The organism is Arthrobacter sp. H35-D1 (assembly GCF_030063185.1).
In the GTDB taxonomy this organism is placed as follows: domain Bacteria; phylum Actinomycetota; class Actinomycetes; order Actinomycetales; family Micrococcaceae; genus Specibacter.
On record NZ_JASISP010000072.1, the window covers coordinates 1 to 1,029 of the forward strand.

General features: G+C 60.0%; 1 protein-coding gene and 1 pseudogene. Both read right to left on the reverse strand.

The window, feature by feature from the left end; all coding sequences use genetic code 11:
- A pseudogene (locus QMG25_RS20320) lies at positions 1–212 on the reverse strand (glucose-6-phosphate dehydrogenase); the annotation flags it as partial.
- Between the two features lie 57 nt (positions 213–269).
- A complete protein-coding gene (locus QMG25_RS20325; RefSeq protein ID WP_283462943.1) occupies positions 270–485 on the reverse strand; it encodes a hypothetical protein in 216 nt (71 codons plus the stop codon).
- Positions 486–1,029 lie beyond the last annotated feature (544 nt).

The window sequence follows — 1,029 nt, forward strand, 5'->3', positions numbered from 1 at the left end:
GCAAAGCCCACCAGGGCAAAACTGGGCGGCAACAAGCCACGGTTGGCCAGGTCGTACACGGCAGGCATGAGCTTCTTGCGTGCCAGGTCCCCCGTGACTCCAAAGAGCACCAGGGACGAAGGACCCGCAACCCGCGACAGCCGACGGTCGCGCGAATTTCGGAGCGGATTGTCCTTGTACCTCACACTCGAATCAACGAAAGTATCAGACATTGTTGGCTTCTCTTGTTCGACTGGTGGTTGTCAGGGGGTGCTGCCCTCGAGCGACGGTCATGAAAGTGTCTGTTCCCGGGTCTCCCCAAAGGGAACCCTTTCGCTGAGCGCGAGCGAGTACCGAGATAGATCATGGCGGGTGACCAGGATGCCGGCACACCGTTCGACCAGCGCTATCTCTCGGAGCTTGGCCTCTGCATCGTCCAGCAATCCGTGGAGTTGAGCAGGCGCGGTAACGAGGACTTCCAAACGTTCGATAGTTTGACTACGCATGATGGACAGCTGCCTTCCTAGGGATTTGGGTCCTCAATGTGCCAACTCCGGCATCGTTGGGGGTTGGTGTTTTTTAGATCGAATTCAGCGTGACGGGATCACAATGGACCAACAGATGGCGGGAGCTTGTCACTTTCTCGATGACTCAAATCAATCGGCCGTCGTCGGCGCGGTCGTCAGCATAAGCTGCGTTGCGGAACGAGCCCGTGGACCAGACTTCAATGCATGCCCCTTACTGACGGGAAGCCTACCCCCGGACAGGGTGCTGGTCGGCGAATCTGCAACCTCTCACGGACTGTCCCATGCTTGGCGACTCCTGTCCCAGTCCTTCCGACGAGACGGGACTGCCCCTCAGTGGTGTTTCTCCGCTGGGGGGCAGTCCCTGAAATTCCTCGACTACGGGCCCTTGTAAGTTGTAGGGGTCCGTGCTCCGAAGTTGGTGTTAGGAGATGGCGGCGCGGAGCTGCTTGGCTGCCAAGGCGGGGTCGGCTGCGCCGTAGATGGCACCGCCGGCTACGGCGACGTCGGCGCCGGCTTTCTGGAC

What these genes read in the sequence shown, in the direction of transcription:
- QMG25_RS20325 (WP_283462943.1), bottom strand. Translation starts at nt 485, where the DNA reads ATGCGTAGTCAAACTATCGAACGTTTGGAAGTCCTCGTTACCGCGCCT.